The organism is Pseudomonas sp. PDM03 (assembly GCF_014852385.1).
Classification (GTDB): Bacteria; Pseudomonadota; Gammaproteobacteria; order Pseudomonadales; family Pseudomonadaceae; genus Aquipseudomonas; species Aquipseudomonas migulae.
Genome location: NZ_JACVBM010000009.1, coordinates 139,074 through 165,853 on the forward strand (window position 1 = coordinate 139,074; position 26,780 = coordinate 165,853).

Genomic DNA, 26,780 nt, shown 5'->3' on the forward strand with positions numbered 1-26,780 from the left:
GAAAAGCGCAACAAGGCATCAAAGTGCCCAAAAAACACGATTCGGAGTTTGCCTACAAGGTCTGCGGGCGTCATCCGATATCGCGCCGTCTGAAACAAACAAAAACTAAACGTCTTAGAGACCGCCGGTGAATTGGCAGGTGATCTGCACTGATAAGCATTGAAAGGTCTTGACGGCTCGATATTTCCAATGAGACAAGTGTCCACGTTTTATGGAATGTGGACACTTGGAGTTTAAGGCTTCATGAAGAGTCAAGACATATTGCTTTTGTTCAAAATGGCCAGCCTGCACGCCCAGGAAGAAGATCTTTTCGGGAAGATGGAATCTGAAGCGAATTCCAACACGGTTGAGGAGTTGCTGAAGCCCACGCAGATACATCTGAGGGCTGGGGGGCGAGTGGGGCAACCGCTGGTCAGCTACCTCGCTGATGGTGAAGAAGCTGTATTCCGACGCCGAGAGTTCGACTCACCCTTGGGCGAGGAGGATGGATGGGAAGGGTGGTCGGAGCCTGTACCTTCTCCGCCGCTGGCTAGCTGGAGTGAAGGTTATTCGTTGCGTGCGCTGTCCGCGTCTCTTGGCCTAAGCAAGAGTGAGATTTCAAACTCCATAGCCAGGTGTCGCGAGTGTGGAATGCTTACGAGCGATTACGACACCGGGTTGCCGAAAGTCAATCGGCGAGAGCTGCTGAAAATCACCGAGCATGCTTTGAAATTCTTCTTCCCCGTGAAACCGGGTGCAATGGTTCGCGGTATTCCAACAGGCTTCGCAGCACCAGCGCTGTCCAAAAGCATCAAGAGCGCTGGCGGGCTGATTCCGGTTTGGCCTGACGCCTTGGGAACTGAGCGTGGTCAAGCGATAGAGCCGCTTTACAAGACCGTGCCTGAAGCGGTGAAGAAGGATAGGACCCTTTATCATTATCTTGCGCTTGTGGATGCTATCCGTCTTGGCGGTCCGCGAGAGTGTGGCGTAGCAATTAACATTCTAAAGGCAGGGATGGGCCTCAAATAGCATGTCTTCAAACACTGATCACAACTATGAACTCATAGAGTTTGTTGCCGACGGTTTGGGGGAGGAGTTTCTCGCTGAAGTTGCCTTCGTCGGCGGCTGCACCACGGCCATGCTGGTCACTGATGCTGTTGTGCTGGACGACATTCGTTTCACCGATGATGTTGACTTGGTGATCGAGCTGGCAGGCATCAGCGAATGGCAGCGCCTCACGGAACGTCTAGCGGTCAAGAATTTCAAGATTACCGGAGAGGATGAGGTCAACTGCCGTTTTCGCTTCAACGATGTCGTCGTTGACGTGATGCCTTCTGATCCAGCGGTTCTCGGATATGCCAATCGTTGGTTCGTAGAAGGTCTGGCGAAGGCGGATAAATTTACGTTGCCCAGCGGTATCGTTATCCAGATCTTTAAGCCGACCTACTTTCTTGCCACCAAACTTGAGGCCTTTAGCGGTCGTGGTAAGGGCGATCCTTACCACAAGGATGTCGAAGACATCATCATATTGATTGATGGTCGTCCAGAGCTTCTGGAGGAGATTAGCCAAGCAGATTCGCAGCTCAAGGAATTCATCACAGCTGGAATTCGAGAGCTCACGGCGCTCAGTGGTATCGACTATGTGATTGAGAGCTCGGGCTCGGTGCAGGCGAATCCGGGTAGAGGCCGACTCATCCACATGCGCATGAAGGACCTGGGCAACGCATGAGATATGACACCAGATCAGTAATGGGACGGACCAGGAAAGCCAATCATGACTGTGCTGGAGCTCTCTGCGACGGCGACAGCGGGCTGTTTGTCATCACGGACGGTACGTCGAAGCCCGGCAGTGGCCAACTGGCTGAATACTTCGTAAAAGGTGTTTTAGCGGCCTACCCGAAACACATAGATCAGGCGGGCGATATTACTGAACACGGAGCAGTTGAGCAGGTACTTAGTTCAGTACTGGCCGAGCTTCACCCCACTTTGTTTGCGGACCAGACAGGGGCCACGTGTTACTTGGTCGGTGTCGCTGCTCATGGGAAGCTCACGCTTGCGTATGAGGGTGACTGTTCGTGCGGTGTGGTGACACCGGCAGGCACGATCGAGTGGGTTACGCCGCCCCACTGCAAGGCCAATTGGAAGCGCGACCGTTCCCACCGTGAGCTGGCGCTCGATCCGGCTCGAAACCGGGTAACCCGATGCCTGAAGGTTAATCGTGCCCCGGAACCAGACTTTATCTTTCATCCATTGGCCGTCGGTGAACGATTGGTGTTCGTTACCGATGGCTTCTGGGCGGAGTTAACGGAGGCGCAGCAAAGCAGCTTACTGGCAGCACCGGATAGCGACTTTATTGCTGTTGAAGATGACGTAACGTGGATAGATGTTCAGTTCTAGCCCTGGGCATCCAGAACATCGAAAACGAAGATGCCGGTAGGAGCGTGCCTGCTCGCGAAAGCGTTCTGTCAGTCACAGGTATGTTGGATGTGCCGCCGTCTTCGCCGGCAAGCCGGTCTCGCTCCTACAGGGGAACAATGGTGTCTGCTGGAATGAAAAAGCCCCCGCTACCTTAAGGCAGCGGGGGCTTTTTTGTGGGCGGGTTCAGGTCACTCCTGAGCCGCCGTCTCCTTGGGTTGGCGCTTCTCGATCACATCCACCAACCGTTGGGCCAGTTTCGGGTAGTTCTCGTCGAAGTGGTGGCCGCCGGGCAGTTTGATGGCTTCGCCTACGGCGGTTTTGTCGGTGCAGCCACTTTCGTCGATTTCTTCTTCACCGAAGATGCACACCACTTTCTCCGGCGGCAGCTTGGCCATTTCCGGGCCGGTGGCGGCTTCTTTGCCGGCGTTGCCGAGCCAGCCTTCGACTTCGATTTCGAAGCTGCCGGTGCGGGCGAAGGCCAGCAGGATGATTGCGTCGACGCGTTGCTGTTCCGAGGCTTCCAGGCGGTTGTAGATTGCCGGCAGGACGTCGGCGCCGAACGAGTAACCCGTCAGGATGAAGCGCTTGGTGCCCCATTTCTGCCGGTAGTGCTGCATCAGTTCAGCGAGGTCCAGGGCGCTTTGCTCCGGGCTCTTGTGCTGCCAGTAGTAGCGCAGGGTGTCGATGCCGACGACCGGGTAGCCGATCTTGGCCATTTCGCCCGCTACGTCGCGGTCGAGGTCGCGCCAGCCGCCGTCACCGGAAAGGAACAGGGTGACGGTGTCCTTTGCCTGGCCGGCCGGGACTTCAACCACTGGAATTTGCAGGCCGCCAGCGGCTTTGTCACCACCGACGAGGAGCTTGCGCAGTTCATTGTTCAGTACTTGCGGCAGGTTGATGTCGTAGTCGCTGATGCTGGTTTCGGCGTTGGGTTGGTCGCGCACGAAGCCGGCGCTGGTGTCGTCCGGGTTGTCGTTCCACGCCACCAGCCAGTGACCGTGAGCGGCGCTTTTCGGCAGCAGGTGGGTGCAGCCGGGTTTTTCCAGGGCCAGGTCTACCGAAACAGCCTGGGACTTGTCGTCCTTCTGCTCGGACAACCAGCGCCATGCCAGCACGGCGCCAGGGCCGATGCCGCTGACCAGCGTCGCCGGGCCTTTGAGTTCTCTCAGGCCGGATTGCAGGGCGCGGCTTTGCAACAGGCAGTCCTTGGGCAGGATCACCTGAACGATCTGCGCCGAGCCGCTGCGGCTCAGGGTCATCAATTGTTTGTCGCTGAGCTTCTGGTCTTCATTGACCGCCACCAGCACCTGGGCGCGCGGCGTGTTGCCGGGGATGACGCGGGTCATCGCGGCGCCGTCGGCCGGTGTCAGCCGTTCGAGCGTCGGTTCTGGCGCCGGGCGTTTGAGGTACCAGTAACCGCCACCGAGAATCAGGGCCAGCACTACCAGTGTGCCCAGTACGTACCGCAAGGAGCGTTGAATCATCAGCGTTTCACCAATCCAGTCAAGCCGCCCGCAATCAGGGCAGCAGTGTCGGCCAGGGCAACCAGCGGATCGAGTCCGGCGGGCACAGCCATATAACGGGGTTCCCAGTCAGGCTGGAACTTGTCTTTGAAGCGGCGCAAGCCTTGGAAGTTGTACAGCTGCTCACCACGGCGGAAAACCATCGAGCCCAGACGCTGGGTCAGTGGTGCGCCACGACGGGGTTGCAACCCCGACAGCGGCACCATGCCCAGGCTGAAACGCGCGTATCCATGATTTTTATAATGTTGAATCAGGCCGACCATCATGAATTCCATGGTCAGTTTGGGGGCGTCCGGGTGCGCGCGCATCAGGTCGAGGCTGGCCAGGTCATGGCCGAAAGTCTCGAGCAAATTGGCGAACGCCACCGGGCGCCCTTCGAAACGGATGACAGCGATGCGGAAATGCTTGAGGTAGTCATCACCGAAACGACCGAGGGAGAAGCCTTTCTCGCGCACGTTCTTGCCGGTCAGCCAGGCATCGGAAATCACTTTGAGCTCATCCATCGGCGCATGCCCTGGCTCATGGATCTCCAGCGACAGGCCATCACGGGTGCCACGGTTCCAGGTGTAGCGCAGGTCTTTCATCTCTTTGCCCTTGGCTTCGAGATCAAAGCGCTGCAGATCGACCCGGGCTTCTTCGCCGAGCTTGATCGCAGTCAGGCCGATGTCCATGTAGTACGGCAGGTTCTCGGCGCGTACTTGATAGAACACGGGGCGGGCGTGGTGGATGTCACAGAGGTCGCGGAACTGCCAGATCATTTCCGCCCGTTGCTGGGTCGGGCCGATCGGGTCATACAAGGCCACCAGGCTGCGTCCACGGCGGGCGTACATCAGGAACGCTTCGTCGTTAGGGTGAAACAGCAGCGCCTTGTCACCGGTCAGGGCGAGGCCACCGTCCGGTTGTGCGGAAGCCATCAGGATTTTTACCGCGCGGTCCAGTTCGTCCGGCGTGGGCAGGTGGATCACCGGGCGTGCGGTGCGCAGCAGCCAGGTCAGGGACACCACCACCAGCAACACGGCGGCGCCGAGCAGCGAGCGCAAGCCACGCGGGGCGTCGGCGTCGAGGGTGAACTGCCACCAGAGTTGATGGCTGTAGGGAACGTCCTGATAAGCGAACAGCAGCAGCCAGATCGACGCACCGAGTACACAAAGGCTCGACACCAGATACAGCGGCGAAAACGGCAGTTCGGTCAGGCGGCTCGGGCGATAGAACGAGCGCCGGAAAACCCCCAGCAGGCTCGCGGTCAGGGTCATCAGGCAGGCTTCTTCCCAGTCGAAACCCTTGAGCAGCGAGAGCACGGCGCCGACCAGCAACAGAATGGTGGTCAGCATCCACGCGGCGGACAGGCGCCGACGCAGGCCCTGGGCCAGCAGCAGGCAAAGCACGCCGACCAGGCTGGCGCCGAAGTGCGAAGCATCGACCAGTCGATGAGGAATCAGGAAACCGATGTGTTCCAGGCGCGTATCGATTTCCGGGGTCACGCCGGAAAACAGCAGCACCACGCCGGACAGGAACACCAGCACCGCCAGAATCGGCGCGGCCAGGCCGGAGGCTGCACGCAAGGATTGACGCGTTTGAAACAGACGCTGGCCTTCATTGACCAACAGCAGCAAGCACGCGACCAGCAGCGGCAGCACCACGTAGATCAGGCGATAGAGCAGCAGCGCAGCGGCCAGCGGCGCGGCGCCAAGTTTGTCGGCGAAGGCGGCCAGCAGAATCGCCTCGAATACACCGACGCCACCGGGAACATGGCTGAGCACGCCTGCGGCCAACGCCAGCAAGTACACCAGCAGGAATGCGCCGAAGGGTGGTGCTTCCGGCAGCAACAGATACAGCACGGTTGCGGCGGCGGCTACGTCGAGGGCGGTAATGACCAGTTGCAGGAACGTCAGGCGACGGCCAGGAAGGCGCAAGGTGCGACGGCCGACCTTGACCAGCAGGTTGTCTGCATAAGGCTGTTCTGGCAGGCGCCGGCGATAGATGCCGACGGCCAATACGGTAAACAGCAGCAATACAGCGGCGGCAATCGCACCCAGCAGCATCTGAGAGAGGCCCAGGGCGGCAGAGGCTGCAGGCAGGTTGCTGAGCGTGGCGAGGGCGGCCAGCGGGGGCAGGGCGCAGCCGAGCGAGAGGCTGGCGAACAGCGTCATGTGCGCGACATCGGAAGCCCCCAGGCCATGACGCGCATATAAACGGTAGCGAACCGAGCCTCCCGAGAGCATCGACAGGCCGATGGCATTACCGATGGCAAATGCCGTGAACCCGCCCAGGGCAAGAATCCGCGGCGCCAGGGCCACGCCGGCATAGCGGCTGGCCGACCATTCGTAGCCAAGCAAGATGATGAAGCCGACCACGGTTGCGGCCAATGCGCCGAGCAGTGCCGGTTTCGGTACGTCGAGAATGGAGTCGTGCAGAGCGTAAAGATCGAGTTCGCTCAACAGGTGGCGACAGGCAATCAGCGCGATAGCGAACAACAGCAGGGTGACCGCCAGGCCAATGGGCTGACGGTACTTGCTGACCAGATCAAGCAAGCGCAGACGCTCGGCCTTGATCGGTTGTGTCGCTGTGACGGTGTCTTGTGAATCAGACGAGTTGGCGCGCATCAATCACCTCTTGGATTGTGCGCGACAGGATGGGGGTATCCAGCCAAGTTACCAATCCCTGTAGAAAAAAATAATCACAAATATTAACGCCTCTCACCGATCAGCGGCGATGGCATGGCATCCGTCGTAGGGGGTTCTGTCTGCGATTCAGCATAGTCTGAACTCAGAACTCAGGTGATCCCGAACGCTTCCCTACACAGTGACAGGTCATTGTTGCGAAAGGACTTTTTCAACAGATACAAAAAAGGCCACTCTTTCGAGTAGCCTTTTTTGATGTTTGGTTGCGGGAGCCGGATTTGAACCGACGACCTTCGGGTTATGAGCCCGACGAGCTACCAGACTGCTCCATCCCGCGTCTGTGTGGCGGCATTCTATAGAGATACGCCGGTGTGTCAACCGTTAATCCGGCGCCGGGTCAAATAAGCGTAAATAAGCGGCGAACGGTCGCAGGGGAGCGTTAAGTTTCGGAATCAGAACGATTTCTCCGTGCTGTCAAAAAACAAGACACCGATGGCGCGTTACCTGTAGGAGCCGGCTTGCTGGCGAAGGTCGTTAACGATAACGCGTGCAAACTGGCTTAACGCGGGGCACTTGAGTCCATCGTCGGAACGCCGCCCGCAGACAAGCCGGCTCCTACAAGAAAGCGTGCATGAATTGAAATTGAATCGCATGGCAAAACACGCGCGCACAAAAAAGGCCACTCTTTCGAGTAGCCTTTTTTGATGTTTGGTTGCGGGAGCCGGATTTGAACCGACGACCTTCGGGTTATGAGCCCGACGAGCTACCAGACTGCTCCATCCCGCGTCTGTGTGTCGGCATTCTACAGAGGAACGCCGGGCTGTCAACCTTCAATCCAGATAAAACCTGTTCTGGTTCAATCGCTTAGCTCTGAAAGAGGGCGGTGTGATCGGCTGTGAGTCAGGCCTGGCAAGGCTTGCAGCTCTATCGCAGGTGCGCTTTCGATTGAGAAAATAAATTCATCTGTAACTTTTCCTACCATTGAGTAAGAACATTCAGACTACTGGTGCTATATACAGGTGTCGGTGAGATACTGCAGATCCGGCACGCCTTGACTCCAATTCTACGCCATGAACACCGCTTTTATATGAGCCAGCGAAAAATCATCCACGTCGATTGTGACTGCTTCTACGCTGCCATCGAGATGCGCGACGACCCGCGCCTCGCCGGAAAACCCCTGGCGGTGGGTGGTTCGGCGGATCGGCGCGGGGTGATTGCCACCTGTAACTATGAAGCACGGGCGTATGGCGTGCGTTCGGCGATGTCGTCGGGGCACGCCTTGAAGTTGTGCCCTGACCTGACCATCGTCAAGCCGCGCATGGACGCCTACCGGGAAGCCTCGAAGGAAATTCACACGATCTTTCGCGATTACACCGACCTGATCGAGCCGCTTTCCCTCGATGAGGCTTACCTCGACGTGTCGGACAGTGCGCACTTCGGCGGCAGCGCCACGCGAATTGCCCAGGACATCCGTCGTCGGGTGTCCAATCAGCTGCACATCACCGTCTCTGCCGGCGTGGCGCCGAACAAGTTCCTGGCCAAGATTGCCAGCGACTGGAAGAAGCCCAATGGCTTGTTTGTCATTACGCCGGATCAGGTCGAGGATTTCGTCAGCGGTTTACCCGTCAGCAAGCTCCATGGCGTTGGCAAAGTGACTGCCGACAAACTGGGCAGGCTCGGCATTGTCGATTGCTCGCATTTGCGCGAATGGGACAAGTTGGCGCTGGTGCGCGAGTTCGGCAGTTTTGGCGAGCGATTGTGGAGTCTGGCCCGTGGGATCGATGATCGGTTGGTGCACAACGACAGTCGGCGGCAATCGATCAGTGTAGAAAACACCTATGACGTGGATCTGCCGGATCTGGTGAGCTGTCTGGATAAGTTACCCGAGTTGCTGGAAACCCTGGCGGGCCGCATGGCGCGAATCGACAACAGCTATCGGCCGGGCAAACCGTTCGTCAAAGTGAAATTCCATGACTTTACCCAGACCACGCTGGAGCAGGCCGGGGCAGGGCGGGATCTGGGGAGTTATCAGTTGCTGCTGACCCAGGCGTTCAATCGCGGCGGGAAACCGGTGCGGTTGTTGGGGATTGGGGTGAGGCTGGAGGATTTGCGCGGAGGGTTTGAGCAGATGGAGTTGTTTGAGCGGTAGATTTTCGGTGAGTTCGAGGGGCCCTTGTAGGAGTGAGCCTGCTCGCGATGGTGTGTCAGTTAACGGCAATGTGTCTGACGCACCATCGCGAGCAGGCTCGCTCCTACAAAATCCTAGTTCGGTCCTGGATCCGCGACGAGTCGCCCGGCATCCTTGGTCAGCGACTTGAGGAATTCGGTCTGCAACTCAGGATCGTTACGCGTCAGCTCAATCAAACTCTGTTCAAGCTCACTGGCTTCTTCTTCCAGACCCAGCTCCGACAGACGCTTGACCCGGTGTACCCACTGGCTCACTTCGTCGTCTTCAAGGTCGTCGTAAATCAGCCCGTGGGCTTCGAGCAATTTGCCGCGCAACGAGCTGCTGACCGCCAGGGTCGAGTCCGTGTGCACATCGTCCTGACTATCTTCGACCTTGATCAGCAGTCGGCTCAGGTGATTGATGTCATGTTCAGCGAACGGGCTGTCCAGCAGATTCAGGCGCAACACACCGTTTTTGTCGGTGCTCAGCTCGAACGTATCCTTGCCGGCCTTGACCTCCACCGGACGCTCGCTCCAGGGCAGGCTCGAGTATTCGGTGCGCTTGTCGAGCTGGACTTCGTCGATGCCGGCGAGGTTCTGCTGCGCACGACCGTGAGACGGCGCGTTCATGAACGGGTTGAGCCCGGCGAAACCGTAGCTGAACCAGTCCTTGGTCACGCTATCCGGCAGGTTGCCGAGGGCGAACACGTTGACCACGTTCGCGCCGACACCGGCCACCACGGCCACCGCGCCCAGCGGGATCTCGTAGACCTCCCGCCAGGGTTGGTAAGGCGTGTAGCGATCGTAATGACGGGTGACTTCGAACTCGGTGACTTCGAAGGTCTTCTGCTCGTGGATCTTCACCCGACGTTGCGGCAGCTCAAGCACCTTGGGCTCACCGACATCGATCTGCAGGCTGTGATCGAGCAATTTGCGCTCGACACGAGCCTCGTGCTCGCTGCGTTGCGACATGTGATTGGCGCAGCCGCTGACCAGCAGGGTGCCGCACAGGGCGGCACCACCGAGGCCTAAGGTGTTTCGCTTGAACATGACTTCTCTATCTGGTGTCAGCGGCGGATACGGGCCTGGAGGAAGGACAGCACGTCAGCGACCGGCAGCGCTTGCGCCTCGGGCTCGGTGCGGCTCTTGTATTCCAGATTGCCTTCGGCGAGGCCGCGGTCACTGACCACGATCCGGTGAGGAATGCCGATCAGCTCCATGTCCGCGAACTTGATGCCCGGGCTGGTTTTCTTGTCGCGATCGTCCAGCAGCACTTCGAAGCCGGCCGCAGTCAACTCTGCGTACAGCTTGTCGGTCGCTTCGCGAACCTGTTCGGTTTCGTAGCGCAGCGGCACCAGCGCGATCTGGAATGGAGCCAGTGTGTCGCTCCAGATGATCCCGTTGGCGTCGTTGTTCTGCTCGATGGCCGCCGCTACCACGCGGGAAACGCCGATGCCGTAGCAACCCATTTCCAGGGTGACCGGCTTGCCGTTCTCGCCCAGCACTTCGCACTTCATCGCTTTGCTGTACTTGTTGCCCAGCTGGAAGATGTGCCCGACTTCGATGCCGCGCTTGATTTCCAGGGTGCCTTTGCCGTCCGGGCTCGGATCGCCGGCCACGACGTTACGCAGGTCGGCAACGGTCGGAACCGGCAGGTCACGCTCCCAGTTCACGCCGAAGTAGTGCTTGTCGTCGATGTTCGCACCGATACCGAAGTCGCTCATCAGCTCGACGGAACGGTCGATGATGATCGGCAGTGGCAGGTTCAACGGGCCGAGGGAACCGGCGCCGGCGCCAATGGCGTCGCGCAGCTCGCTTTCGGACGCCATGACCAGTGGGCTGGCAACGCCGGGCTGGTTGGCGGCCTTGATTTCGTTCAGCTCGTGGTCGCCACGGATGATCAGGGCAATCAGCTTGCCTTTCTCTTCAGCGTGAACCACGAGGGTTTTGATGGTCTTTTCAATCGGCAGATTGAATTTTTCCACCAGCGCGGCGATGGTCTTGGTATCTGGGGTGTCGACCAGGCGCATCTGTTCAGCCGGCGCGGCGCGGGAGGTTTCACGCGGTACGGCTTCGGCTTTCTCGATGTTCGCGGCGTAGTCGGAACCGTTGCTGAAGACGATGTCGTCTTCGCCGGATTCGGCCAGTACGTGGAATTCGTGGGAGCCGGCGCCGCCGATAGAGCCGTTATCGGCTTCAACCGGGCGGAACTTCAGGCCCAGGCGGGTGAACACGTTGCAGTACGCCTGGTGCATGCGGTCGTAGGTGACCTGCAGCGAAGCCTGGTCAGCATGGAACGAGTAGGCGTCCTTCATGATGAATTCGCGGCCGCGCATCAAACCGAAGCGTGGGCGGATTTCGTCACGGAATTTGGTCTGGATCTGATACAGGTTGATCGGCAGCTGCTTGTAGCTGCTCAACTCGTTGCGCATCAGGTCGGTGATCACTTCTTCGTGGGTCGGGCCGGCGCAGAAGTCGCGACCGTGGCGATCCTTGAAGCGCAGCAATTCAGGGCCGTATTCTTCCCAGCGACCGGATTCCTGCCACAGTTCAGCCGGTTGAGTACTCGGCATCAACACTTCAAGAGAGCCTGCGGCGTTCATTTCTTCACGAACGATGGCTTCGACCTTGCGCATTACTCGCAAGCCCATCGGCAGCCAGGTGTACAGGCCCGAGGCGAGTTTGCGGATCATGCCGGCGCGCAGCATCAGCTGATGGCTGATGACGACCGCGTCGGAAGGCGTTTCTTTCTGTGTGGCGAGCAAAAATTGACTGGTGCGCATGGTTGGCCGTTGTCGGTTGCTGATGACGAGAAATGACGGAGCATTGTACGGGCGAGATCTGCTGGCGTACAGGCGCGCGGTCGGTGGTGTGGCAGGAGGGCGGGAATCTCCACGCCCTTTGCATGCTATTGGATAAGGGAGCCTACGATTCTTCCGCGACCTGGGCTGGAACCTGCTCAGGCTTTGGGGTTGGGCCTTCGCGGCGGCTCTCCTGGAACCAGTGCAAGGCGATCAACACCAGCGTCGGAACGCCCAGCAGCGCGGTGATCAGGAAGAAATCATGGTAGCCGAATTTTTCCACCATGACCCCGGAATAGCCACCGATCAGGCGCGGCAGCAGGAGCATGATCGAGCTGAGCAGGGCGTATTGGGTGGCGGAGAACTTGAGGTTGGTCAGGCTCGACAGGTAGGCGACGAACGCGGAGGTCGCCAGGCCCGAGCTGAAGTTGTCCAGGGAAATGGTCAGGATCAGCATGTTCAGGTTGGCGCCCATGTCGGCGAGCATCAGGAACAACAAATTGGTGCCTGCTGACGCCACGCCGCCGATGAACAGGATCGGCAGGATGCCGAAACGCACGATCAACAGGCCGCCCATGCCGGCGCCGACCAGCGTCATGATCAGGCCGAAGATTTTGCTGACGCTGGCAATCTGATCCTTGGTGAAGCCCTGGTCGATATAGAACACGTTGGCCATCACGCCCATTACCGTATCCGACATCCGATACGTGGCGATCAGCCCGAGCAGCAGCAGCGCTTGCCAGCGGTAACGCAGAATGAAGTCGTTGACCGGTGTCAGCACCGGCGCCAGGCCACGACGGCCCATGGCCGACAGGCACATCGCGGTGAGCGAGGTGTAGAGGATCGCCCGCAGGAATGCGCGGTCCTGGAGCAGCAGGTCGAGCAGGCTGACGCCGTCAAACAGCACGCTGGCGAAGTCGGTGTTGTAGAGCTGGGTGAACATGGCCGGCACGGAAACCAGCAGCACGATCAGTACGAACACCGAGGCCAGTTGATGCACGAAGCTGTAGCGCCCGGCCTGCAATTGCGTGCGCAACGGCACTGGCGGTTCGCGCATGAAGAAAGAGGTCAGCAGCGCCGGAACCATCAGGGCGCCGAACAGCAGGTAAGTGCCGGCCCATGCCGAATGCTTGTAGTTGAAACCGGTGGAGCCAAAACCTTCGGCGAAGAACAGCGCACCGGCAGTGGCCAGCAGTGCCGCGATCCGATAGCCGGACATGTAACTGGCGGCCAGGGCAGCCTGGCGGCTGTCCTCGGCGATTTCCAGGCGATAGGCGTCGACCGCGATGTCTTGCGTCGCCGAGGCGAAGGCCACGACTACGGCGATGGCGATCAGCCAGGACAGGTGTTTTTGCGGGTCGCAGAAACCCATCCCGATCAAGCCGAGGATTACCAGTGCCTGGGAAAGTACCAGCCACGATCGACGGCGACCGAGCTTGCCGAGTAATGGCAGGCGCCATTGGTCCAGCAACGGTGACCAGACCCATTTAAAGGCGTAGGCCAGACCGATCAGGCTTGCATAGCCGATGGTTTCGCGAGCCACACCGGCTTCACGCAACCAGACTGACAGTGTCGAAAACACCAGCATGTAGGGCAGGCCGGCGGCGAAACCAAGCAACAACAGCACAAGTGTCGATGGGCTGGCATAGGCGGCGAGCGCGGCGCGCCAGGTTTTACGGGGCATGGGCTGAAGTCTGCCTCAAGATTACGGAAACAAAGCGCGCACTCTAACCGCTGTGCTCTACCGGGCGCCAGCCATGGCGCTGAATATCAACACGATTGTTCAGGACACTGACGCCTTCGGAGCGCAATCGTGCGCGTTGCTCGTCCCCTGAAGGACTGCCCACGGGCAGGCTGATCCGACCGCCGGCGCCGAGCACCCGGTGCCAGGGCAGTTTGGTGTCGCCGGGCAACTGGCTGAGCGTACGCCCGACCCAGCGCGCGGCGCGACCCAGTCCTGCGAGTTCGGCAAGTTGACCATAACTCACGACTTTGCCCTCGGGCACCTGCGCCAGAGTGAGGTACAGCGCCGTGCGTCGGATTTGCGCAGGGCTTTCGGTTTCTGCATCGGCGTCGGTCACATCCGGGATCCCTGTAGGAGCGAGGCCGGCTTGCCGGCGATGGTCGTTAACGATAACGCGAGCTGTCTGGGAAAATGCGTCGATCTTGAGTTTATCGCGAGCAGGCTCGCACCTACAGTGGCTGACCGTCTGTAGGGTAAATCCTCGATCAGTAATTGAGAAATGAACTCGATAGAGATAGGCGGGTCAGTCCTTGTTAGGGCCTTATTCCTATGGATAATGCCGATTTTTTTCGCAAACTTGAGCCTGTCTTTGCTTATGGTGTCCAGAACCCTGTTGTGCCTCGCTGTCCTGAGTGCTTCCACGCCCTTGCTCGCCGACACCGTTTGGTTAAAGAACGGTGACAAGCTGAGTGGCAAGATCACTCTGTTCGACGGCGGCAAGCTGGTGATCCAGACCGAATACGCCGGTTCGGTTCCGATCGATTGGAAGCAGGTCAAAACCCTGGAGAGCGATCAGGAGTTGCTGGTCAAGCAGGATGCCTACAGCGGTGAGAAGGCCAAGTCGCTGCACGCGGCAGACGACGGCAAGGTGACGCTGGAAAACGGCGAGGCACCGAAGACCGTCGAACTGGCGAGTATCCAGCAGATTCTCAAGCCCAAACCGGTGGTTGAAGATCTGGTCTGGAAAGGCAATATCGATGCGGCGCTGGATTACCAGCGGGCGGAAAAGGACACCGACGACTACGATGTCGACTTCAAGACCACTGCGCGCCATGGCAGATGGCGGCATATCGCCGAAGGCGAGTACAACCGAGAATTCCAGGATGACGTGGTCACTACCGACAACTGGCGGGGCGAGTACTCGCTCGACCGCTTCCTGACCGAGAAGTGGTTCTGGCAGGGCCGTGCGGTTTATAAGCGCGACAAGGTTGAAGAACTCTCCCGTCAGCGCACCGTCGGTACCGGTCCGGGTTACCAGTTTTGGGATGACGAGCTAGGTGCATTCTCGCTCGGCTCGCTGGTCAACCGCACGGACTACCAGTTCTCCGACGGCAGCAAGGAAAACTTCTATTCCCTGGCGATGAAGTGGGATTACAACCGCTACCTGATCGGCAAGAAGGTGGAATTCTTCACCAATGGCGAAGTGGGCAAGCCGTTGTCGGGTGTGGCGGATTATGCGCTCGATGCCGAAATGGGCTTGCGCTACAAAGTGACCGAGTGGGCGTCGCTTAACCTGAAGGCCGAGCGAGACATCATCAGCGGTACAGACGATGCCGATCTGGACAAGACCCGCTACACCGCAGGGTTCGGTGTGGCCTGGTAAGACGAAAAAAATCGCAGCCATGGGCTGCGATTTTTTTTGCCTGTAAAACACACAGGCACAAAAAAGCCCCGCTTTTAAGGGCGGGGCTTTTTACTAAAGCAAGTACAAGTTAGATAACTTGAACTTCTTCAGCTTGCATGCCTTTCTGACCGCGGGTAGCGATGAAAGAAACCTGTTGGCCTTCTTTCAGGCTTTTGAAGCCGTCGGATTGGATAGCTTTGAAGTGAACGAACAGGTCGTCACCGGATTGTGGAGTGATGAAGCCGAAGCCTTTTTCATCGTTGAACCACTTAACGGTACCAGTTTGGCGATTAGACATGGTGTAACTCCTTGAACAAAGATAACTGCGACTCAGGAAGAACCCTGGCCGAGACTGAGTGCAAAGAGCAGGAAAAATTCTTGTAGATGGTTGGATCGAAATTCAACATATCGTGTAGAGATTCTCAGTGACACAAGCAGCACAGTGGCGCCACCTTAACCCTTTTTCCGGAACGTGCCAATGCTTCCTGCGAAGGTTTCTCTGTTTTCGTGACTGACGGTGCATTGTATTGCCGTCGAGGTCCGGAATTTAAGGGGGATCGCCAAGAATTGTGCCCCGGACTTTGAACCGGCGGCGCGCCCCGGTAAGATGCCGGACAGATTTTTTCCACCTCGCTATTCAGGACACCCGCCATGAGCATCAAATCGGACAAGTGGATTCGCCGCATGGCGCAAGAGCAGGGCATGATCGAACCGTTCGTCGAGCGCCAGGTGCGCGGCAGCGACGATAGCCGAGTGATCTCCTACGGCGTGTCGAGTTACGGCTACGACGTTCGCTGCACCAATCACTTCAAAGTGTTCACCAACATCAATTCGGCCATCGTCGACCCGAAAAACTTCGATGCCGGCAGCTTCGTCGATATCCACAGCGACGTCTGCATCATCCCGCCGAACTCCTTCGCCCTGGCCAGCACCGTCGAATACTTCCGTATTCCGCGCAACGTATTGACCATTTGCCTGGGCAAAAGCACCTATGCCCGCTGCGGCATCATCGTCAACGTCACCCCGCTTGAGCCTGAGTGGGAGGGGCACGTGACCCTGGAATTCTCGAACACCACCAACCTGCCGGCGAAGATCTACGCCAACGAAGGCGTGGCGCAGATGCTGTTCCTTGAATCCGACGAAGAGTGCGAAGTGTCCTACAAGGACCGTGGCGGCAAGTATCAGGGCCAACGCGGCGTAACGCTGCCACGCACCTGAGTCAACCGTCTGACAAACCGTGGGAATTCCTGGGCGAGCGTACACTCTATGGGGTGTACTGCTCCGATCTGCGCAAGGCGGATCGGGCCATCGCTGAGGAGTGCTATATGAAGATCGACCCGCGTATAAGTGCCGAACTGGCAAGGCTTGAGCCCAATCAGGTTGGCGTTTTGGCCTGGTCGTTGCTGGCACATCCGCCCATCAGCATGGCGGGGGGCATCCCCGGCCAGCCTGATCCCGATACCCCCAACGAACAACCGACCGAACCCGGTGAGCCGACCCTGCCGGATGAGCCGCCTCCCGCGCCGGTTGTGTGATCAACCACGCGAATGAATGGCTTGTATTGGTAGGAGCAAAGCTTGCTCGCGATAGCGGACTTTCAGTTCATTCAGCGTTGAATGCACTGGCGTCATCGCGAGCAGGCTCGCTCCCACAGGTTTATCGGTGATCTTTTACTTGAGGTTGCCGCTGAGGAACTGCTTCAGCCGTTCACTCTTCGGATTGCCCAGCACGTCTTCCGGCGCGCCTTCTTCCTCGACCAGGCCCTGGTGCAGAAACAGCACCTGACTCGACACTTTGCGGGCGAAGCTCATTTCGTGGGTCACCATGATCATGGTCCGGCCTTCTTCGGCGAGGCCCTGGATCACTCGGAGCACTTCACCCACCAGCTCCGGGTCGAGCGCCGACGTTGGCTCGTCGAACAGCATGACTTCCGGCTCCATGGCCAATGCGCGGGCAATGGCGACCCGTTGTTGCTGGCCCCCGGAAAGAAACGCCGGGTACTGGTCCGCCACGCGTGCGGCCAGGCCAACCTTGTCGAGGTAACGACGTGCGCGGTCCTCGGCTTCCTGCTTGCTGCAACCCAGCACCCGGCGCGGAGCCATGGTGATGTTTTCCAGCACGGTCATGTGGCTCCACAGGTTGAAGTGCTGGAACACCATGGCCAGGCGGGTGCGGATCCGTTGCAGTTCATCGGCGTCGGCCACGTGCATGCCGTGACGATCCTTGATCATGCGGATGTTCTGGCCGTCCAGGCTCATGGCGCCGTCGTTGGGTTGCTCGAGAAAGTTGATGCAACGCAGAAAGGTACTTTTGCCCGAGCCGCTGGCGCCGATCAGGCTGATGACGTCGCCGGTGTTGGCCTTGAGTGAAACGCCTTTGAGCACATGATGATCGCCATAGCTTTTATGCAGGCCTTCGATGGTCAGTTTGTACATGGGGCATGCATCCTCAAGGCGAAAGTAGGTAGCCGCTGCGATAGGCTTCGGTGCCCGCGACGTGGGCGATCACCATGCCGGCAGTGGCCATGCGCCGTAGCGAGCGGGCGTACATCAGCCCGGCGACGGTGCAGTGAACGGGGGTGACGAGATCGTTGATCGGGTCGACGATTTCGGCGATCAGTTGCCCGGCCTCCAGGTATTCCCCCGGCAGCGCGGTGAACACCAGCAAACCGCCCACGGGCGTGGCCACCGGTTCGACGGCCGCCAGCGGCGTGGCGGGATACGGCAGTTCCGGCACTGGCGCCGGTTCGCCGGCAATCGCGCCGAAGTGAATCAGGTAATCGATCAACGCCTGGCAGTCGAGGCTGGCCAACGGGTGATTGACGTCGCCCTGGCCACGCAATTCGACGGTGACCGAGAAGCTGCCGAGCGGAATGTCGAAGTGTTCGCCGAAGCGCTCTTTCAACTGCCACCAGAGCAGGGTGAAACACTCGTCGAATGACTGACCGCCGGAATCGGTGGCCAGCAGACTTGCTTCGGCACCGATGTAGCGGGCCAGCGGTTCGACCTGTGGCCAGGCCTCGGGCGTGGTGTAGAGGTGCGCGACCGCTTCGAAATCGCAATGCAGGTCCAGCACCATGTCCGCGTCACAGGCCAGTCGTTGCAGGATCAGGCGCTGGGATTGCAGTTGAGTGCTGGCAGTCTGTCGCGCCAGAGCCTGGCGCAGTTTGTTGCGGATCAGTTCGAGGTTGCGCTGCGGATCGTCGCCGAGCTGGCCTTCGATCTCATTGCCGACTTCCTCGCTCAAATCGACGAACCAGCGGTTGAAGTTCTGCCCGCTTTCGAGCTCGTAGCGGCCCAGCGGTACATCCATCAGCACTTGTTCGAGACCGACCGGGTTGGCAATCGGCACCAGCACGATTTCGCTGCGCAGGTGGCCGGCGGCTTCCAGCTCGGCCAGGCGTTGTTTGAGGTGCCAGGCGACCAGCATGCCGGGCATTTCATCGGCGTGCAGGGACGCCTGGATGTAGATTTTGCTCTGGGCCGACGTCGGGCCGAAGTGGAAGCTGTGAATCTGTCGTGCGGTCCCCGGCAGCGGGGCCAGCAAGTCATGTATCTGGTGGCGCATGTGCGAAAAGTCCTAGTGGGTCGGCCCGAGGAACGCCAGCCATCGGCGTTCGGCGAGGCGGAACAGGCCGACCAGCGCAAAGGTGACGGTCAGGTAGATCAGCGCGGCGATGCCGAACGACTGGAAGGTCAGGAAGGTCGCCGAGTTGGCGTCCCGCGCGACTTTCAGGATGTCCGGGATGGTCGCGGTGAACGCCACGGTGGTCGAGTGCAGCATCAGGATCACTTCGTTGCTGTAATAAGGCAGCGAGCGACGCAGGGCTGACGGCATGATCACGTAGGCATACAGCTTCCAGCCGGTCAGGCCGTAGGCTTTGGCCGCTTCGACTTCACCGTGGGCCATGCTGCGAATCGCCCCGGCGAAAATCTCCGTGGTGTAGGCGCAGGTGTTCAGGGCGAAGGCGAGGATGGTGCAGTTCATCGCGTCGCGAAAGAACGCATCGAGTATCGGCTGCTCTCGCACGGCGGCCAGGCTGTAGATGCCGGTGTAGCAAATCAGCAGCTGGATATACAGCGGCGTCCCGCGAAACAGGTAGGTGTAGAACTGCACCGGCCAGCGAATGTAGAAGTGCGGCGACACTCGGGCGATGGACAGCGGGATCGACACCAGGAAACCGATGAAGATCGACGCACTGAGCAGCCACAGGGTCATGGCCAGGCCGGTGATGTTGTAGCCGTCGGTGTAAAGGAAGGGTTTCCAGTATTCCTGCAGGAGTTCGATCATCGTACGGCCTCCCGGGAACCAGCGGCGTAGCGGCGTTCAAGCCAGCGCAGGATGACGTTGGAGGCGCTGGTGATCAGCAGGTAAATCAGCGCCGCCAGCACCAGGAAGTAGAACAGTTGATAACTGCTTTTGCCGGCGTCCTGGGCAGCCTTGACCAGGTCGGCGAGGCCGATGATTGACACCAGCGCGGTAGCCTTGAGCATCACCATCCAGTTGTTACCGATACCCGGCAGGGCAAAACGCATCATCTGCGGGAACACCACGATCCAGAACCGCTGGCCACGTTTGAGGCCATAGGCGGTGGCCGCTTCGACCTGGCCCCGGGGTACCGCGAGAATCGCGCCACGAAAGGTTTCGGTGAAGTACGCGCCATAAATGAAGCCCAGGGTGATGACCCCGGCGCTGAACGGGTTGATCTCGATGTATTCCCATTCCATGAAATCGGTGAACGACGTCAACCAGGTTTGCAGGCTGTAGAAAATCAGCAGCATCAGCACCAGGTCCGGCACGCCGCGAATCAGCGTGGTGTAGACCTGCGCCGGGACGCGCACGAGTTTGACTTTTGACAGTTTGGCACTGGCGCCGAGCAGGCCGAGCAACACGGCCACCAGCAGCGACAACGCCGATAATTTGATGGTCATCCAGGTGCCTTCCATCAGCAACGGACCGAAGCCCTTGAGGCTGAAGGCAGAGAGCCCCAGATTTTGTAATAGGTTTTCGAACATAAATCAGCAACCTGATCGGATAAAAAAAGCGCCCATCGCGAGATGGGCGCCGGGCATTATTTGCCGCTGTACAGATTCAGATCGCCAAAGTGTTTCTTCTGAATGGTGGCGTAGGTGCCATCATCGTGTAACGCTTTGATACCTTTATCCAAAAGTGCCTTGAGGTCTTTGTTACCTTTAGAGATACCGATAGCTGTTTTGGCTGGCAGCAATTCGCTGTCAACCGGCTTGCTGACTTCGTAGCCTTCGCCCTTTGGCGACTTCAAAAAGCCCAGTTCGGCTTGCAACATGTCCTGGATCGCGGCATCGAGGCGACCGGACATCAGGTCCGAATACACCTGATCCTGGTTCTGATAGGCCTGGGTTTTCACGCCAGCCTTGTCCAGCACGGCCTTGGCATAGGCTTCCTGGATGGTGCCTTGCTCGTAGCCTACGGTCTTGCCTTTCAGGGACGCGACGTCTTCGGTCAGGCCGGAACCTTTCTTGAACACATAAGCGGTTGGGCCGGAGAACAGCTCGCTGGAGAAGTCGATGACTTTTTCGCGGGCCGGGGTGACGGTCATCGAAGAGATCACACCGTCGAATTTGTTGGCCTTCAGGCCCGGAATCATGCCGTCGAAATCGCTTTCGACCCATTTGCACTTGACCTTCAGCTCGGCACAGATGGCATTGCCCAGATCGATATCAAAGCCCACCAGGCTACCGTCGGCCGCTTTCGACTCAAACGGTGCGTAGGAAGGGTCAACGCCAAAACGCAGTTCTTTGTATTCCTTGGCCAGCGCGGAGCCGGCAGCCATGCACAACGCCAGTGCAGAAAGGGTCAGCAATGCTTTTTTCATTATTCAATCCCTAAGAACCAATATGAGCGCTTGTGGCGCAGAATTATTGTTACTGGAAAGCGTAAGACCTATTGAAAGTAGCAATTTCCGAACCAGAGTCCCGAACAAGCGTTTTAAAAGGTGATTCAAGAAATGGCTGGACGGGATTTATGCACGAAAACGGGCGCCGGGAAATAGCTGCACCGTCATTGAGCGCACGGTCCTGCTTTTTGGAGCCGGCTTGCTGGCGATCGGATCGGCGCGGTGATCCAGAACGACCGAGTTATCGTTCATCGCCAGCAAGCCGGCTCCTACAGGGGATTGGTTAACCCAACATATTCTGCAGGGTGGCGAGATTGTCAGCCTCGTCAACGTTCTTGTCTTTGCGCCACCGCAGCATCCGCGGAAACCGTACCGCAATCCCGCTCTTGTGGCGCTTGGACAAGGCGATTCCCTCAAACCCCAATTCAAACACCAGGCTCGGTTTTACGCTGCTCACCGGACCGAATGTCTCCACCGTGGTCTTGCGCACGATGCTGTCGACCTGGCGCATTTCCTCGTCGGTGAGCCCTGAATACGCCTTGGCGAATGGCACCAGCGTGCGCTCGCTGGCGCCGGGCGGACTGTCCCACACCGCGAACGTGTAATCGCTGTACAGACTGGCCCGGCGACCATGGCCGCGTTGCGCGTAAATCAACACGGCGTCGATGCTGAACGGGTCGACTTTCCACTTCCACCAGACGCCCATGTCCTTGGTCCGGCCGACGCCATACAGCGCATCCCGGGCCTTGAGCATCATGCCTTCGACGCCGAGGCTGCGGGAGGCTTCGCGTTGGCGGGCGAGGTCGATCCAGTCTTTGCCGGTCAACACCGGGGAGGGCAGTAACACTGGGTTATTGCACTGGGTGATGACCTGTTCCAGTTGGGTGCGCCGCCGGGCTTGAGGCTGGTTGCGCCAGTCTGCGCCTTGCCATTCCAGCAAGTCGAAGGCCAGCACGACCACCGGCACTTCATCGAGGATTTTCTTGCCCAGGGTCTTGCGGCCGATCCGCTGTTGCAGCAGGGCGAACGGTTGCACCGCTGGTGGGTTCGGCGCCAGTGGATCGAAGGCATCTTCGGTGCTCGGTGGTGCGGTTTTCCACGCAACGATCTCGCCGTCGATCACCGTGCCGTCCGGCAAGCGGTGAACCAGGCTGTCAAATTCGGGAAAACGCTCAGTGACCAGTTCTTCACCGCGCGACCAGATCCACAGTCGTCCATCGCGCTTGACCACTTGGGCGCGGATGCCGTCCCACTTCCATTCCACCTGCCAGTTGCTGGCGGGGCCGAGCAGGGTTTCGAATTGCTCCACCGGTTGCGACAACGCGTGGGCGAGAAAAAACGGATACGGCTGGCCGCCCCTTTGTGAGTGTTCATCGGCCGACTCGGGGGCGATCAGTTTCAGGTAACTCGCTGCGCTGGGACGGCTGGAGAGGTCGGTGTAACCCACCAGCCGCTGGGCCACGCGTTTGCTGTCGAGCCGTGCCATCGCTGCCAAGGCGCGGGTTACCAGCAACTTGGAGACGCCGACGCGAAAACTGCCGGTGATCAGTTTGATGCAGAGCATCAGGCCGGGGCGGTCCAGTTGCGACCAGAGTTCGGGCAATCGCTGGGCGAGCACGTCGGGAGGTTCGCCGCGCAAGGGCAGCAGTTTGTCTTCGATCCACACCGCCAGCCCGTCGGTGGAGCTGTGGGGTGCTTCGGGCAGCACCAGCGAGATGGTTTCCGCCAGATCGCCCACCGCCTGATAACTCTCTTCGAACAACCACGGCGACAGGCCGGAATACGCCTCGGCGAGTTCACGCAGGATGCGCACCGGCACCAGTTGGCGAGGTCGCCCGCCGGACAAAAAGTACACCGCCCACGCGGCGTCTTCCGGGGCGGCCTGAGCGAAGTAATGTTGCATCGCCGCCAGTTTGGCGTTGCTGGACGTTGTCGCGTCGAGCTCGGCGTACAACCGGGCAAAGGCCTTCACGGCAGCACCTCGGCGCTTTGCGGTTCGGTGTCGGTGATGTCTTCCTCGTCGTCGCCGTACTCGGTGGTGAACTCTTGGGCGTCGAGACCTTGTTCGCGCAAATGGCGCACCAGGACCGCGACCGAACCGTGGGTGACCATCACTCGCTCGGCGCCGGTCTGTTCGATTGCCCAGAGCAGGCCTGGCCAGTCGGCGTGGTCCGACAACACAAAACCCCGGTCCACTCCCCGTCGCCGACGCGTGCCACGCAGGCGCATCCAGCCACTGGCGAAGCCATCGCTGTAATCGCCGAAACGCCGCATCCAGGTGCTGCCGCCCGCCGAGGGCGGGGCCAGGACCAGCGCCTTGCGCATCATCGGGTCGCTCTTTTTGACCTCGCCAGCGTGGATCGTTGGAGGCAGGTAAACGCCGCTTTCTCGATACACCCGGTTGAGCGGCTCGACGGCGCCGTGCACCAGAATAGGCCCGAGGCGCGCGTCGATACCGTGGAGAATCCGCTGCGCCTTGCCGAAGGAATAGCAGAACAGCACGCTGGTCTTGTCTTCGGCGGCATTGGCTTGCCACCACTGATTGATCTCGGCAAACACCTGCGCCTGAGGCTGCCAGCGATAGATCGGCAGGCCGAAGGTCGATTCGGTGATGAAGGTGTGGCAGCGCACCGGCTCGAACGGCGCACAGGTGCCGTCGGGTTCGATTTTGTAATCCCCCGAGGCAACCCAGACTTCGCCACCATATTCCAGGCGCACCTGCGCCGAACCGAGTACGTGGCCGGCGGGGTGGAAACTCAGGGTGACGCCGTGATGCAGCAACCGCTCGCCATAGGCCAGGGTTTGCAGATTGATGTCCTGGCCCAGTCGCGCGCGCAGGATGCCTTCCCCAGGCGCGGCCGCCAGATAATGCTGGTTGCCGCCTCGGGCATGATCGCCGTGGGCGTGAGTAATGACCGAACGTTCGACTGGCCGCCACGGGTCGATATAGAAATCCCCGGCCGGGCAGTACAAACCTTCGGGACGCGAGATAACAAGATCCATGTTGTTGCCAAAATGGAGGGACTTGTTAGCTATGAGGTTTGGGCGAGGTCAGAAGTTCTATCGAAACTTCACAGTAAATAACGTCCCTGTAGGAGCTGGCTTGCTGGCGATGGCGGCGTGTCAGTCGACATGTTTATTGACTGAACGGACGCTATCGCCAGCAAGCCGGCTCCTACAGGGGGATGGGGTTATTTGCCGGGTGTCAGCGTCAGCCTCTTGGTCCCGTAGACCTTGTCGAAGTTCTGCGGCTGCATCGGCAGACTCACGTATTGCCCCTTCAACCACGGATCAACGCTATCGAGGTAATTCGGGCTGGCCGGGTTACCCGACTGGCCGGTGCCGTTCTGGCCCATCAACGGTTCGGCCTGGCCGAAATCGACGATGAAACGCATGGCCGGTGCCAGCGTGGTGTTGAAGTCCTGGCCCCAGGCGAACGCCGCCGTGTTCAACGTGGTTTGATCGCCGCCGGCCGCGAGCGGACCGCGCACGGTCTGGCCACTGGCGTTCTTCCATTCATAGCGGTGCAGTTTGCCCCACTGCCAAGCTTTGTGATCGCCGCCCAACTGACTGTCGCCTGCGGTGATGGCCGCCGCGAGGCTGCGGGCGAGAATCGCCGGTTTGTCTTCTTTCTGCGGCGTGCGTGCGTCATCCCAGAACGGGCTGTCTTCGCGCCCCAACAGATGATCGGCCTGCGCCGCGTAGGACAACTTGCCGTTGGCGATAAAGGCTTTCCACGCCGGGCTGCTTTCCGGGCCCAGTTCGTCGAGGAAGGTTTGCTTGGCGCTTTCCTGCAGGAACAGCTCGTAAATTGCTGCATCGGCGGAGGTCGCGGCGAGTTTGCCGTCGAACGCCATCAGGCGGGTCAACGCTTCGCGCGCCTTGTCGCGATCGGCTACCGGCAGCGCTTCAATGGCCTGCTTGAGCGGCTGGGCCATGCCCGGCGCTGCAAACATTTTTTTCAGTTTGGCGGCGAACGTAGTGGTCTGATCGTATTGCATGGCGATCACACTGCGCGTGTCGTGTTTGCCCACGCCGGCCAGTTCAGCCATGCGTTCGCCACGCTCCGGTGCCGACCACGAATTGGACAGCTGCATGCCGTAACCATGGGGGATGACCCGCTGGTTGGCGGTGCCGAGCCAGCCTTGCGCCGGGTCTTGATCGTACGGGTGCAGCATCGCGTCGGCGTAACCGTCCCAGTCATAACGACCTTCCCAGCCCGGCGATGGCAGCAGGCCTTCGCCTTCGCGGCGGTTCGGGTAACGACCGGTGACTTGCCAGCCAATATTGCTGGCGTCGGCGAAGACCAGGTTCAGCGTGATCGCACGGATTTCACGGCTGGCGTCCGAGGCTTTCTCCACGGTTTGTGCGCGAGACAGGTCGAAAAACGCGTCCAGGGATTTGTCATCGGTGAAGTTCGGTGTTTGCAACGCCAGGCCCAAACCGTTGCCCAGCGCCGTGCCTTTGGCGCTGTTGAGCAGCGGCCCGTGGCGCGTTTCGTATACCGCTTCGCGAATCGGCCGCTGGCCTTTGACGAAATAGGTTTCGTTGCGAACGATAACCGGCTGCCATTTGCCGCCGACTTCGTAGGAAAGACCGTTGCCCTGGCGTTGAATTTTTTCCAGGAACAGGTCCTGGTTGTCGCCCATGACCGAGGTCATGCTCCACGCCACTTTGCCGTTGAAACCGCCCAGCACCATCGGCAAACCGGCGATCGTCACGCCGGACGCCTGGTATTTCGGCGCACGAATCTGCACGTAACTGAACAGCGACGGCACGCCCAGCGGCCCATGGCTGTCGCTGGCCAGCAGGCTTTTGCCGCTGCGGCTGCGTTGCGGGGCAATCGCCCAGTTGTTCGATGATGTGGCGCCCAGCAGATTCAGATCGGACAGTTGGCCGGTGGCTTTGCTGATTTCGGCGAGGCCTGGAATCGCCCCGTTGAGCTTGAGGCCCTGAAGTTTTTCGGCTTCGGCCACCGGCAGTTTTTCGTCGGGGGCGGACGGTGTCAGCCACGGGAGTTTGTCGGTGGTGACCGATTGGGCCAGCACCAGCGAGGAAACTTCCTCGGGCAGGTTCGCCGATTGGCTGAAGTTCAGCAGGCAGAAAATCAGCGCCGAATCTTCCGGTTTCCAGTATTCGGGTTTGTAACCGGTGGCGGTGAGGTCGGCCGGCAACTTGTCGCGGTAGCGGAACAGGTAGGCGTTGACCCCGCGCGCATAGACTTCGAAGAAGCGTTTGAGGCGCGGCGATGAGGCCTTGTACAACTCGCCGGCGCTTTTCTTCAGGTTGACGGCGCGCATGTAGCGGTCGGCGTCCAGCAGGTCCGAACCGGACATCTCCGACAACCGGCCTTCGGCCAGCAGGCGCAGGGTGACCATCTGCGTGATGCGGTCGCTCGCGTGTACATAGCCGAGGGTGAACAGCGCGTCGTGGAAGCTGCTGCTTTCGATCAACGGCACGCCCATGGCGTTGCGGCGCACCGAAACGTTTTGCGCCAGACCTTTGAGCGGCTGCACGCCGGTGGTGGGCGGGAGCGTGTCTTGGGCGTTCCAGGTCTGACAACCGGACAGGCTCAAAACACCGGCCACTGCTGCGGCAACGCCGAACCGGGGAAGAAAATGTGTGAGGGCTGGCGAGGCCATGGCAAAGCTCCTGCGGGGGGGTAGCGTCAGTAAAGGCGCTACGTTAGAGAGCAGGAGGTGGGCGCGCAAGCAGGGTAGGGGGGTTATTTCAGGATTTGTCGGATAAACCGTGATGGTTGGGGGGGATGCTGTTGTTTTTTTGGCTTGGAGTACATATCCATTTTTGGGGTTACGGCTTCTATTGGTTTCGCCCTTACGGCGAGTCACTTGGAGAAGCGCCAAGTAACCAAGCGCTTTTGCCCCTTTCGTTCGGTGGCTCGCTAAGGCTCGCCATGCCCTCGCTCCGGTCCTGCTCCGTGGGCCCGCCGCCATCGGCCATCCATGGCCGGGGGCGGCTAACCCGGCATCCATGCCGGGTTGCCCACTGCGCAGAACCTGCGCTCGGCC

22 protein-coding genes and 2 tRNA genes are annotated in these 26,780 nt (G+C 59.6%); 7 read left to right on the forward strand and 17 right to left on the reverse strand.

Features of this window, described 5'->3' with window-relative positions; genetic code table 11:
• Positions 1 to 243: 243 nt before the first annotated feature.
• Genes IB254_RS15305 through IB254_RS15315 form a run of 3 tightly spaced genes read left to right on the forward strand, consistent with a single transcriptional unit; the run spans position 244 to position 2,376 of the window.
• Positions 244 to 1,008 carry a MarR family transcriptional regulator gene (locus tag IB254_RS15305; RefSeq protein WP_192417938.1) on the forward strand — a complete coding sequence of 255 codons (765 nt, stop codon included), beginning with the start codon at positions 244 to 246 and terminating at the stop codon, positions 1,006 to 1,008.
• A gap of 1 nt (position 1,009) precedes the next feature.
• A complete protein-coding gene (locus tag IB254_RS15310) occupies positions 1,010 to 1,708 on the forward strand; it encodes a hypothetical protein (protein WP_192417939.1) in 699 nt (232 codons plus the stop codon).
• A complete protein-coding gene (locus IB254_RS15315) occupies positions 1,705 to 2,376 on the forward strand; it encodes a PP2C family protein-serine/threonine phosphatase (RefSeq protein ID WP_192417940.1) in 672 nt (223 codons plus the stop codon). Before IB254_RS15310 ends, IB254_RS15315 begins: the two co-directional genes overlap by 4 nt.
• 209 nt (positions 2,377 to 2,585) lie before the next feature.
• Here IB254_RS15315 and IB254_RS15320 read toward each other — a convergent pair whose 3' ends face one another.
• The 4 genes from IB254_RS15320 to IB254_RS15335 all read right to left on the reverse strand — a co-directional run bounded on the left by IB254_RS15320 (position 2,586) and on the right by IB254_RS15335 (position 7,327).
• Complete coding sequence (locus IB254_RS15320; protein ID WP_192417941.1) at positions 2,586 to 3,881, reverse strand: virulence factor family protein; 1,296 nt, start codon at positions 3,879 to 3,881, stop codon at positions 2,586 to 2,588.
• Positions 3,881 to 6,523, reverse strand: coding sequence for a bifunctional lysylphosphatidylglycerol flippase/synthetase MprF (gene mprF / locus IB254_RS15325; RefSeq protein WP_192417942.1), 2,643 nt, complete (start codon positions 6,521 to 6,523; stop codon positions 3,881 to 3,883). Before mprF ends, IB254_RS15320 begins: the two co-directional genes overlap by 1 nt.
• A 278-nt stretch (positions 6,524 to 6,801) precedes the next feature.
• Positions 6,802 to 6,878, reverse strand: a tRNA-Met gene (locus IB254_RS15330).
• Positions 6,879 to 7,250: 372 nt separating this feature from the next.
• A tRNA-Met gene (locus IB254_RS15335) sits at positions 7,251 to 7,327 on the reverse strand.
• A 301-nt stretch (positions 7,328 to 7,628) separates the two neighbouring features.
• On the opposite strand from IB254_RS15335, the gene dinB reads away from it, so the two are divergent.
• Entirely contained in the window at positions 7,629 to 8,690 is a 1,062-nt protein-coding gene (gene dinB / locus IB254_RS15340) for a DNA polymerase IV (protein WP_008030047.1), read from the forward strand.
• 113 nt (positions 8,691 to 8,803) lie between these two features.
• Here the strand turns inward: dinB and IB254_RS15345 are convergent, their stop codons facing one another.
• The 4 genes from IB254_RS15345 to IB254_RS15360 all read right to left on the reverse strand — a co-directional run bounded on the left by IB254_RS15345 (position 8,804) and on the right by IB254_RS15360 (position 13,589).
• On the reverse strand, positions 8,804 to 9,757 hold the full coding sequence (locus IB254_RS15345; RefSeq protein ID WP_192417943.1) for a hypothetical protein: 954 nt from the start codon (positions 9,755 to 9,757) through the stop codon (positions 8,804 to 8,806).
• Positions 9,758 to 9,774: 17 nt separating this feature from the next.
• Complete coding sequence (locus IB254_RS15350) at positions 9,775 to 11,490, reverse strand: proline--tRNA ligase (protein WP_192417944.1); 1,716 nt, start codon at positions 11,488 to 11,490, stop codon at positions 9,775 to 9,777.
• Positions 11,491 to 11,632: 142 nt separating this feature from the next.
• Positions 11,633 to 13,192 (reverse strand): AmpG family muropeptide MFS transporter, encoded by a 1,560-nt coding sequence (locus IB254_RS15355; RefSeq protein WP_192417945.1) that lies wholly within the window; start codon positions 13,190 to 13,192, stop codon positions 11,633 to 11,635.
• A 43-nt stretch (positions 13,193 to 13,235) separates the two neighbouring features.
• Positions 13,236 to 13,589, reverse strand: coding sequence for an MGMT family protein (locus tag IB254_RS15360; protein WP_008030054.1), 354 nt, complete (start codon positions 13,587 to 13,589; stop codon positions 13,236 to 13,238).
• Between the two features lie 258 nt (positions 13,590 to 13,847).
• Here IB254_RS15360 and IB254_RS15365 point away from each other — a divergent pair, with 258 nt between their 5' ends.
• Positions 13,848 to 14,855, forward strand: coding sequence for a DUF481 domain-containing protein (locus IB254_RS15365; protein ID WP_192417946.1), 1,008 nt, complete (start codon positions 13,848 to 13,850; stop codon positions 14,853 to 14,855).
• A 109-nt stretch (positions 14,856 to 14,964) separates the two neighbouring features.
• On the opposite strand, the gene IB254_RS15370 is transcribed toward IB254_RS15365, so the two are convergent.
• Positions 14,965 to 15,174: a cold-shock protein gene (locus IB254_RS15370; protein WP_002554837.1), complete on the reverse strand. Its 210-nt coding sequence runs from the start codon at positions 15,172 to 15,174 to the stop codon at positions 14,965 to 14,967.
• 353 nt (positions 15,175 to 15,527) lie between these two features.
• On the opposite strand from IB254_RS15370, the gene dcd reads away from it, so the two are divergent.
• Positions 15,528 to 16,094 carry a dCTP deaminase gene (dcd, locus tag IB254_RS15375; RefSeq protein WP_008030058.1) on the forward strand — a complete coding sequence of 189 codons (567 nt, stop codon included), beginning with the start codon at positions 15,528 to 15,530 and terminating at the stop codon, positions 16,092 to 16,094.
• 107 nt (positions 16,095 to 16,201) lie between these two features.
• The gene (locus IB254_RS15380; protein WP_084321795.1) at positions 16,202 to 16,411 is read left to right on the forward strand and encodes a hypothetical protein; all 210 of its coding nucleotides are present in this window, start codon (positions 16,202 to 16,204) and stop codon (positions 16,409 to 16,411) included.
• A gap of 135 nt (positions 16,412 to 16,546) precedes the next feature.
• Here the strand turns inward: IB254_RS15380 and IB254_RS15385 are convergent, their stop codons facing one another.
• The 8 genes from IB254_RS15385 to IB254_RS15420 form a co-directional block, all read right to left on the reverse strand.
• Complete coding sequence (locus tag IB254_RS15385) at positions 16,547 to 17,311, reverse strand: ABC transporter ATP-binding protein (RefSeq protein WP_008030062.1); 765 nt, start codon at positions 17,309 to 17,311, stop codon at positions 16,547 to 16,549.
• 13 nt (positions 17,312 to 17,324) lie between these two features.
• Entirely contained in the window at positions 17,325 to 18,443 is a 1,119-nt protein-coding gene (locus IB254_RS15390; RefSeq protein WP_192417947.1) for a succinylglutamate desuccinylase/aspartoacylase family protein, read from the reverse strand.
• 12 nt (positions 18,444 to 18,455) lie between these two features.
• Complete coding sequence (locus IB254_RS15395) at positions 18,456 to 19,166, reverse strand: ABC transporter permease (protein ID WP_008030066.1); 711 nt, start codon at positions 19,164 to 19,166, stop codon at positions 18,456 to 18,458.
• Entirely contained in the window at positions 19,163 to 19,891 is a 729-nt protein-coding gene (locus tag IB254_RS15400; RefSeq protein ID WP_008030068.1) for an ABC transporter permease, read from the reverse strand. The genes IB254_RS15395 and IB254_RS15400 overlap by 4 nt, the downstream gene beginning before the upstream one ends.
• 56 nt (positions 19,892 to 19,947) lie before the next feature.
• Positions 19,948 to 20,730: a transporter substrate-binding domain-containing protein gene (locus IB254_RS15405; protein WP_008030070.1), complete on the reverse strand. Its 783-nt coding sequence runs from the start codon at positions 20,728 to 20,730 to the stop codon at positions 19,948 to 19,950.
• A 304-nt stretch (positions 20,731 to 21,034) separates the two neighbouring features.
• Positions 21,035 to 22,723 carry an ATP-dependent DNA ligase gene (locus IB254_RS15410; protein ID WP_192417948.1) on the reverse strand — a complete coding sequence of 563 codons (1,689 nt, stop codon included), beginning with the start codon at positions 22,721 to 22,723 and terminating at the stop codon, positions 21,035 to 21,037.
• Positions 22,720 to 23,754: a ligase-associated DNA damage response exonuclease gene (locus IB254_RS15415; protein ID WP_192417949.1), complete on the reverse strand. Its 1,035-nt coding sequence runs from the start codon at positions 23,752 to 23,754 to the stop codon at positions 22,720 to 22,722. Before IB254_RS15415 ends, IB254_RS15410 begins: the two co-directional genes overlap by 4 nt.
• Before the next feature lie 188 nt (positions 23,755 to 23,942).
• Positions 23,943 to 26,393, reverse strand: a complete 2,451-nt coding sequence (locus IB254_RS15420) for a penicillin acylase family protein (RefSeq protein ID WP_192417950.1) — start codon at positions 26,391 to 26,393, stop codon at positions 23,943 to 23,945.
• Positions 26,394 to 26,780 lie beyond the last annotated feature (387 nt).

Excerpts from the sequence above, each read along its gene's own strand:
- IB254_RS15305 (WP_192417938.1), top strand. The coding sequence starts at position 244 with ATGAAGAGTCAAGACATATTGCTTTTGTTCAAAATGGCCAGCCTGCAC.
- IB254_RS15310 (WP_192417939.1), top strand. The coding sequence starts at position 1,010 with ATGTCTTCAAACACTGATCACAACTATGAACTCATAGAGTTTGTTGCC.
- IB254_RS15315 (WP_192417940.1), top strand. The coding sequence starts at position 1,705 with ATGAGATATGACACCAGATCAGTAATGGGACGGACCAGGAAAGCCAAT.
- IB254_RS15320 (WP_192417941.1), bottom strand. The coding sequence starts at position 3,881 with ATGATTCAACGCTCCTTGCGGTACGTACTGGGCACACTGGTAGTGCTG.
- mprF (WP_192417942.1), bottom strand. The coding sequence starts at position 6,523 with ATGCGCGCCAACTCGTCTGATTCACAAGACACCGTCACAGCGACACAA.
- dinB (WP_008030047.1), top strand. The coding sequence starts at position 7,629 with ATGAGCCAGCGAAAAATCATCCACGTCGATTGTGACTGCTTCTACGCT.
- IB254_RS15345 (WP_192417943.1), bottom strand. The coding sequence starts at position 9,757 with ATGTTCAAGCGAAACACCTTAGGCCTCGGTGGTGCCGCCCTGTGCGGC.
- IB254_RS15350 (WP_192417944.1), bottom strand. The coding sequence starts at position 11,490 with ATGCGCACCAGTCAATTTTTGCTCGCCACACAGAAAGAAACGCCTTCC.
- IB254_RS15355 (WP_192417945.1), bottom strand. The coding sequence starts at position 13,192 with ATGCCCCGTAAAACCTGGCGCGCCGCGCTCGCCGCCTATGCCAGCCCA.
- IB254_RS15365 (WP_192417946.1), top strand. The coding sequence starts at position 13,848 with ATGGTGTCCAGAACCCTGTTGTGCCTCGCTGTCCTGAGTGCTTCCACG.
- IB254_RS15370 (WP_002554837.1), bottom strand. The coding sequence starts at position 15,174 with ATGTCTAATCGCCAAACTGGTACCGTTAAGTGGTTCAACGATGAAAAA.
- dcd (WP_008030058.1), top strand. The coding sequence starts at position 15,528 with ATGAGCATCAAATCGGACAAGTGGATTCGCCGCATGGCGCAAGAGCAG.
- IB254_RS15380 (WP_084321795.1), top strand. The coding sequence starts at position 16,202 with ATGAAGATCGACCCGCGTATAAGTGCCGAACTGGCAAGGCTTGAGCCC.
- IB254_RS15385 (WP_008030062.1), bottom strand. The coding sequence starts at position 17,311 with ATGTACAAACTGACCATCGAAGGCCTGCATAAAAGCTATGGCGATCAT.
- IB254_RS15390 (WP_192417947.1), bottom strand. The coding sequence starts at position 18,443 with ATGCGCCACCAGATACATGACTTGCTGGCCCCGCTGCCGGGGACCGCA.
- IB254_RS15395 (WP_008030066.1), bottom strand. The coding sequence starts at position 19,166 with ATGATCGAACTCCTGCAGGAATACTGGAAACCCTTCCTTTACACCGAC.
- IB254_RS15400 (WP_008030068.1), bottom strand. The coding sequence starts at position 19,891 with ATGTTCGAAAACCTATTACAAAATCTGGGGCTCTCTGCCTTCAGCCTC.
- IB254_RS15405 (WP_008030070.1), bottom strand. The coding sequence starts at position 20,730 with ATGAAAAAAGCATTGCTGACCCTTTCTGCACTGGCGTTGTGCATGGCT.
- IB254_RS15415 (WP_192417949.1), bottom strand. The coding sequence starts at position 23,754 with ATGGATCTTGTTATCTCGCGTCCCGAAGGTTTGTACTGCCCGGCCGGG.
- IB254_RS15420 (WP_192417950.1), bottom strand. The coding sequence starts at position 26,393 with ATGGCCTCGCCAGCCCTCACACATTTTCTTCCCCGGTTCGGCGTTGCC.